The sequence below is a fragment of the Endozoicomonas sp. SESOKO3 genome, from assembly GCF_024606255.1.
This window is the reverse complement of the sequence record NZ_JAHHPR010000723.1, coordinates 26,624-34,109: the sequence shown is the minus strand read 5'-3', so window position 1 is coordinate 34,109 and position 7,486 is coordinate 26,624. Positions and strand designations below refer to the sequence as shown.

General features: G+C 49.4%; 7 protein-coding genes. 4 read left to right on the top strand and 3 right to left on the bottom strand.

All coding sequences use genetic code 11. From position 1 onward, the window contains the following. Positions 1-2,507, bottom strand: a 2,507-nt coding sequence (glnD, locus tag KDK18_RS12765; RefSeq protein WP_257255310.1) for a [protein-PII] uridylyltransferase, incomplete at its 3' end; no start/stop codon positions are given. Between the two features lie 90 nt (positions 2,508-2,597). After that, positions 2,598-3,398, bottom strand: coding sequence for a type I methionyl aminopeptidase (gene map / locus KDK18_RS12760; RefSeq protein WP_257255309.1), 801 nt, complete (start codon positions 3,396-3,398; stop codon positions 2,598-2,600). Between the two features lie 438 nt (positions 3,399-3,836). Here map and rpsB point away from each other — a divergent pair, with 438 nt between their 5' ends. Beyond that, positions 3,837-4,628 carry a 30S ribosomal protein S2 gene (gene rpsB / locus KDK18_RS12755; RefSeq protein ID WP_257255308.1) on the top strand — a complete coding sequence of 264 codons (792 nt, stop codon included), beginning with the start codon at positions 3,837-3,839 and terminating at the stop codon, positions 4,626-4,628. Here rpsB and KDK18_RS12750 read toward each other — a convergent pair. Further along, positions 4,615-4,740 carry a hypothetical protein gene (locus tag KDK18_RS12750; protein ID WP_257255307.1) on the bottom strand — a complete coding sequence of 42 codons (126 nt, stop codon included), beginning with the start codon at positions 4,738-4,740 and terminating at the stop codon, positions 4,615-4,617. The genes rpsB and KDK18_RS12750 overlap by 14 nt on opposite strands. An 82-nt stretch (positions 4,741-4,822) precedes the next feature. On the opposite strand from KDK18_RS12750, the gene tsf reads away from it, so the two are divergent. From tsf to frr, 3 genes are all read left to right on the top strand, one after another. Then, complete coding sequence (gene tsf / locus KDK18_RS12745; protein ID WP_257255306.1) at positions 4,823-5,689, top strand: translation elongation factor Ts; 867 nt, start codon at positions 4,823-4,825, stop codon at positions 5,687-5,689. Between the two features lie 258 nt (positions 5,690-5,947). Continuing rightward, entirely contained in the window at positions 5,948-6,688 is a 741-nt protein-coding gene (gene pyrH / locus KDK18_RS12740; RefSeq protein ID WP_257255305.1) for a UMP kinase, read from the top strand. Further along, entirely contained in the window at positions 6,681-7,238 is a 558-nt protein-coding gene (gene frr / locus KDK18_RS12735; protein WP_257255304.1) for a ribosome recycling factor, read from the top strand. The genes pyrH and frr overlap by 8 nt, the downstream gene beginning before the upstream one ends. The last annotated feature ends 248 nt before the right edge of the window (positions 7,239-7,486 follow it).

Below are 7,486 nucleotides of genomic sequence, written 5' to 3'. Positions count from 1 at the left end.
CTGGCCAAAAGCCCGGGTCTGTCGGTTGCCTTGATCTCAAGCAGTGTCTTTTTAATCCCAGGCAAGTTACTGATGGTAATCTGGGGCTCTTTGGCAAAGTGTCTCAGTTGTCTGGGGGTGCGCTTCTGTGCTGCATCTGGCATTTGCCGGGGGGCACTGAGGATTTGTTGCAGGTAACTCTGAATCTGCATAATGCGTGATTCATTATTGCCGATAGCAGAACCATCTTCTTCTAATACCGTGTAAGTGTCCAGGCTGAACTGATCGCTGGAAGTGATGATTCTTGCGTCCTGAATACTGATGTGCAGATAGTCGAGTCCGGCTACCGTCGCAGCAAACAGATTGGGGCGGTCAGGCGCATAAACAAAAATTTGTGAACCACTGTGTTCCCTGTCAGTGTCGGTTTCACGGGTCAGAACCAGGGGGGGTGTTCCCTCGTGAGCGAGAATTCCCCGGGTATGCCAGGCAATTTCATGGGGGTCATGACGGGAAAAATAGTCATCATCCAGAGTCTCCCAGAGTGACTGGATCGATTGGGTGTCCAGATTGTTGTCAGCCAGAAGTTCGAGAGTCTCCTGCTGAATGTCCTGCAGTCTTTCATCACTGTCAGGCATATTCTCTATGCCGTACTCCAGAACCTGCCGGGTCTGACTATACAGTTGTTGCAATAGAGAAGAGCGCCAGCCATTCCATAACTCAGGGTTGGTGGCATTAATGTCGGCAACAGTGAGCAGATAGAGATGATTCAGACTGTTCAAATTACCCACTTTACGGGCGAAATCCTGAATGACTTCAGGGTCTGACAGGTCTTTTTTCTGGGCAGTGGTCGACAGGGTGAGGTGCTCGCGTACCAGCCAGACAATGAGTTTGGTGTCTACACGACGCAGGCCGTGTCTTCGGCAGAATACTTCGGCGTCAACTGCGCCCAGCTGGGAGTGGTCACCTCCACGACCCTTGCCAATGTCGTGATAAAGTCCGGCAACATAGAGCAGTTCGGGTTTTTTTATGTCATGGATGATTCGAGAAGCAATAGGGTATCGTTGCTTGTTTTCTTCGTAACGAAAGCTGCGCAGATGCTTTATCAGTAATAGCGTATGAGCGTCGACTGTGTAGGTGTGGAACAGGTCGAATTGCATCTGTCCGATTATGCGGCCAAACTCTGGCAGGTAGCGGCCAAGGATCCCAAAACGAGCCATTCTTCTCAAGCTGATAGTCAATCCGTAGGGTGCCTGCAAAAGCTGAAGGAATAATTTTGCACATCTGGGATCTTTTCTAAACTGGCTGTCAACAGTGTGACGAATATCGCGCAGTAACCGGATGGTTTCAGCCCTTGGGCCAAGAATATCCGGGTCTCGGGTCATCAGGACAAACATTTCCAGAATAGCTGGCGGGTGATCAGCGAATACCCGGTCATGGGTGACTTCAATATACTGATTATGTATCTGGAATCGCTCATTGATCGGGGTTATCGTCTGCGGTTTGTCTGCATTCAGGATCTTGTCATCAAAATGTTGGAGGATCAGGTCTTTGAACTGGCCAACGATTAGAACCGTGCGGAAGTAGCTTTGCATGAATTGTTCAACCGCCAGTGAGCCCGGGTGGTCCTGGTAACCAAACTGTTCAGCCAGTGATCGCTGATGGTCAAACAGAAGTCTGTCTTCGCCCCGGCCTGTGAGTGTATGCAACGCCCAGCGTATTTTCCAAAGGAACGCCCGGCAGCGGATCAGTTGTTCGTATTCAGCTTCCGTCAGAAAATTCAGGGCCATAAGCTTGATGGGGTCCTGAGTACCAAAATGACGTCTTGCCGTCCAGCCCAGCATGTGCAGATCACGGATGCCGCCGGGTGAGCCTTTTATGTTAGGTTCCAGACTGTAGGCAGTGTCAGCGTACTTTTTATGCCGGGCTTTCTGTTCGTCAAATTTGGCCTGAAGGTACTGATTACTGGGCCACATGTGGTGGATGTCGATCTTCTCCTGAAGTTGTTTATTCAGGTTTTCAGGATCGGACAGGGGGCGAGCTTCCATGAGGTTGGTGATGATCGTCAGATCACTTCTGGCCTGTTCAGTGCATTCTCTTAAGGATCGGACGCTGGAACCTACTTTTAAGCCGATGTCCCACAAAGTCGTTAGAAAAGCTTCGATTTCAGACTGATGGATCTGGTACTCGTCACTCTCCAGAAGAATCAGAATGTCGATATCGGAACCGGGGTGAAGCTCGCCGCGGCCATAACCCCCAACAGCGAGCAGGCTGATGTGTTCAGAATCGTCCCAGGCAGACTGTTCCCACGCTGTGATAAGAATCTGGTCTATGAGCCAGGTGTGGCTGTAAACCAGCTGATCAATATTGACTTCTTTACTGAACCATTGGTTCAGCGTTTCCCTGCCAGACTGAATAGTGTTTTTGTAAAGAGGGATGGAGGGTTGGTTGCTCAGAGCGGCAACAAATGCGTCTTTATCAAACAGTTGGGCTTTAAACTGGTCGGGAATCTGTGGGCTTGCGTGATTCATAATAGGTCCTGGCACTCCGTCGCTAATAAAACCGGCCCGCACTCTTTATAGATGAGATTTTATTGATAAGATGAGCGAGCCATTCAGGGATCAAAAGGGAAGCGTCTCTTCACTTCTGAGAGTCAGTATTTCGACGCCGTCAGCGGTAACAAGAATGGTGTGCTCCCACTGGGCAGAAGGGCGACGGTCCTTGGTGACCGCAGTCCATCCATCTCCCAGGAGTTTGGTAAACTTCTTACCAGCATTGATCATAGGTTCAATGGTGAATGTCATGCCTTCCTGCAGAACGCAGTCGTTATGATCGCCATAGCCGTCATAATGAAGGACTTGAGGGTCTTCGTGGAAGACTCTGCCGATACCGTGGCCGCAATACTCTTCAACTACTGAATAGTGATTGGCGTGAGCATGCCGGGCGATCACCCGACCAATATCACTTAACTTGACACCGGGCCTAACGATTTCAATGCCCTTGTAAAGACATTCCTGAGTGACTTTGACCAGTTTTTCAGCAAAAGGTTGCGAACTGCCTACCAGAAACATCTTGCTGGTGTCACCGTGATAACCGTCTTTGATGACAGTGATGTCGATGTTGAGCATGTCGCCATTTTTCAGGGTTTTCTTGTCGTTGGGGATGCCGTGACAGACAACGTGGTTAAGGGAGGTGCAAATCGATTTTGGAAAGCCGGGGCGGCCGGGAGCTGCACCATAGTTCAAGGGTGCCGGGATAGCCTGCTGTTCATTAACGATGTAGTCGTGACAGATACGATCAAGTTCACCAGTAGTAATGCCGGGTTTCACATGGGGAGTGATCATCTCCAGTACATCAGCAGCAAGCTTGCCGGCGACGCGCATTTTTTCAATATCTTCAGAGGTTTTGATCGTAACTTTCATTTCAAATGTTCTTTGTAGGGCGCGGGAAATACCGAGAGTGCTTTGCAGCGAGTGACCTTATGACGACAGAATAATAGGGTCGTTTTTCGCTCATGGCGGTTTACTTAAGCAGCTTTCCCGGGGCTTTACGGATTCACTTGCTGGAATTCTAACAGAAAAGAAGGGAGAGTTGGCTATCGTATAGTAGAACCGGTTTCCATGGAGTTGATGAATCTTCCTTCTAAGAAGTCTTCTGGCTATGAATCAACATTCGATTGTGGTATAAAACTGCGTCCTCGTGTTCAGGGTTGCCTGACTGCGAGGTTTTTATTTATTTTGTAACCAGAACTCACATACACCGACACATGATTCAGGGTGCCCTGGCTATCAGCGAAAGCTGATCATTGGGTCGAACTCATGGGGTGTGTGGAGGCCTAACCCTGTAACAGGAGATTTCTCATGGCTCAAGTCACCATGCGTGACATGCTCAAGGCGGGTGTGCATTTTGGTCACCAGACTCGTTTCTGGAACCCAAAGATGAACAAATTCATCTTTGGTGCTCGCAACAAGATTCATATCATTAACCTTGAGCACACCATGCCTGCCTTCAATGAAGCGATGAGCTTCATTCGCAAGCTTGCCGAAGGTAAGAACAAGATTCTTTTTGTTGGTACCAAGCGCGCTGCCGGTAAAATCATCCGTGAAGAAGCTGCTCGTTGCGGTATGCCTTTTGTGGCGCATCGCTGGTTGGGTGGTATGCTGACCAACTATAAGACCATTCGTCAGTCGGTCCGTCGTCTGCGTGATCTGGAAGCCCAGGCTGAAGACGGTACTTTCGAAAAACTGACCAAGAAAGAAGCCCTGATGCGCCGTCGCGATCTGGAAAAGCTGGATCGGTCTCTGGGTGGTATCAAGGAAATGGGTGGTCTGCCAGACGCGCTGTTTGTTATCGATGTTGAGCACGAGCGCATCGCTATTCAGGAAGCCAATAAATTGGGTATCCCTGTCATTGGTATCGTTGACACCAACTCCAGCCCTGAAGGTGTTGACTACGTTATCCCAGGTAACGATGATGCGATTCGCGCTATTCAGCTTTACATCAAAGCTGCTGCAGATATTGTCCTCGAAGGTCGTGCGGCAGCCAACACAGGCACTGAAAGCGAGTTTGTAGAAGTTGAAGCAGAAGCTGAAACTGAAGAAGCAGCTGAAGCCAAGGCTGATGACGGTCAGGAAGACGCTAAGGAAGCGTGATTTCCGGATCGTTGCGAAAAGGGGGCGTAGCCCCCTTTTTCAGATTAAAAAGAGCGTTTGTCACTTTGGGGTGGTCGTTGGCAAGAGCTTCAGTATGCACAAGCTTGTTCATATGTCATAAGCTTGAAGCGCTAAATAAATAAGCTCAAGGCTGCCCTGAACCCCTTATTGAATATTTGCGAGAGGAACCCACCATGGCAGCAATTACTGCAGCACTGGTTAAGGAACTGCGTGAACGCACTGGTCTGGGCATGATGGAGTGCAAGAAGGCTCTGGTTGCTTCGGAAGGTGATATCGAAAAGGCTATTGAAGAGCTGCGTAAATCTGGTCAGGCCAAGGCCGCCAAGAAAGCAGGTCGCACTGCCGCTGAAGGTATTGTCGCCACTAAAGTTGCCGAAGATGGTAGCTTCGGTGTAATGGTCGAAGTTAACTCCGAGACCGATTTTGTTGCCCGTGACGATAACTTCCTGAGTTACGTTCAGAGAGTGGTGGATGCCGCTTTTGATCGTAAGGAAGCTGACGTGGCCAAGCTGATGGAGGGTGAGCTGGAAGAAGCACGTCTGGCTCTGGTACAGAAGATCGGTGAAAACATTGGTGTTCGTCGTATTGAAATCGTAGAAGGCGGCGTGATTGACGCTTACGTTCACGGAAATAAGCGTATTGCTGTTTTGGTCAGCCTCGACGGTGGCAACTCCGAGCTGGCTCGTGATGTAGCTATGCACGTTGCTGCTGTTAACCCTCAGGTGGTTAACAAGGACGATATGCCAGCTGATCTGGTCGAGAAAGAGAAGGAAATCTTCAAGGCTCAGGCAGAGCAGTCCGGCAAGCCAGCTGAAATCATCGAGAAGATGATTGTTGGTCGTATCAACAAGTTCCTGGCTGAAAACAGTTTGACGGAGCAGCCTTTCGTTAAGGATCCTGATGTTAAAGTTGGCGCTCTGGCCAAGAAAGCGGGCGCTACCATCACAGGCTTCGTTCGCTACGAAGTGGGTGAGGGTATCGAGAAAGAAGAAGTGGACTTTGCTGCTGAAGTTCGAGCCCAGGCTGGACTCCAATCCTGATACTGTTAGTACTTAATGGATGGTGTCTGACCTTTCAGTTGAGTAGGCTTAATTGAGTCTGCTCAGCAGGTCTGCAGGTTTGCAGGTTTGCCCATATCCTGATGTCTGAGTATTGATGCACTGATGCAAGGTTGTATATGAGTGGCTGAATTTCAGCTGCCAATAGTGCATAAAACTCATTCATTGAGGTTTGGGGTGAGTCGGCAGGCCGTTGGGGACAGGCGCCTTTTCGCCTAACTCTGAATCGGAAAGCTGAAAATGCCGGCAAATGATAGACAACCGAAATATAAGCGCATTCTGCTTAAGCTCAGTGGTGAGGCCCTTCAGGGATCGGGGGACTTTGGTATTGATCCCAGTGTTCTTGACAGAATGGCCCTGGAAATCGGCCAGCTGGTGGGTATCGGCGTTCAGGTTGGTATCGTTATCGGTGGCGGAAATCTCTTTCGCGGAGCAGCGTTGAGTGCTGCTGGTCTTGATCGTGTGACTGGCGATCATATGGGGATGCTGGCCACAGTCATGAATGCCCTGGCTATGCGTGATGCCCTGGAGCGTTCAAACATCAATACCCGTGTCATGTCTTCCATTCCGATGGATGGTGTTGTTGAACACTATGACCATCGTCGTGCAATGCGCTACCTCAATGGTGGTGATGTAGTGATCTTTTCAGCGGGTACCGGTAACCCTTTCTTTACAACAGACTCAGCAGCCTGCCTTCGTGGTATTGAAGTTGAATCCGATGTTGTGTTGAAAGCAACCAAAGTTGACGGTATCTATGACAAGGATCCGGTTAAACATCCTGATGCAGTAAAATTTGAGTCCCTGACCTATGATGATGTGCTTGAGCGCAAACTTGGTGTAATGGATTTGACTGCGATCTGTCTGGTTCGTGATCAGCAGATGCCCGTTCGGGTTTTCAATATGAATAAATCCGGTGCTCTGCTCAATGCAGTGGTAGGTGGCGAAGAAGGAACACTGGTGAGTGGGGTGGTAAATGATTGAAGAAATTAAGCAAGATGCGCAAGAGCGCATGAGCAAGAGTGTTGACTCTCTGGATGGTGCATTTGCCAAAATTCGTACTGGCCGTGCTCACCCGAGTCTGCTGGATAGTGTCCGGGTTTCCTATTACGGCTCCGAGACGCCATTAAGCCAGGTTTCGAACATTTCTACTGAAGATGCCAGAACCCTGGCTGTTCGGGTCTGGGAAAAACAGATGGTGCCTGATGTAGAAAAAGCGATCCTTAAATCTGATCTGGGCTTGAATCCTTCCACTGCCGGTGAGGTGATTCGTATCCCTCTTCCTCCCCTGACTGAAGAGACCCGGAAGGGCTACACCCGTCAGGCACGTCAGGAAGCTGAAAACGCTAAAATTGCTATTCGCAATATTCGTCGTGATGCACTGGCCGACATCAAGGAGCTGGAAAAAGAAAAGGAAATCAGTGAAGACGATGAGCGTCGTGCACAGGACGATATCCAGAAGGTGACTGATAAATACATTGCTGCAGTCGATGCGGCGCTGGCCAGCAAAGAAAAAGATCTGATGGAAGTTTGAGTGCTTCATCTTCTTATTGGTTGCTTATAGACAGTCATGAGCGAGGAAAATCAGTCTGTTTGAATCTTGATGTAGCAGCCTGAATTTAATTGCTAATGCGGTTATAACAGCGTTCTCGTTAGCCCCTCCTCAGGGGCGTGGCTGCATTTCCTTTGCATGACTGCCTGTTGCTCCTCTAAATGTCTTATTTGATCAGGGATGTTGTCTCTCAGGCGGGTCTTTCCGTTCTGAGGCGTTAGGAGCGGCAC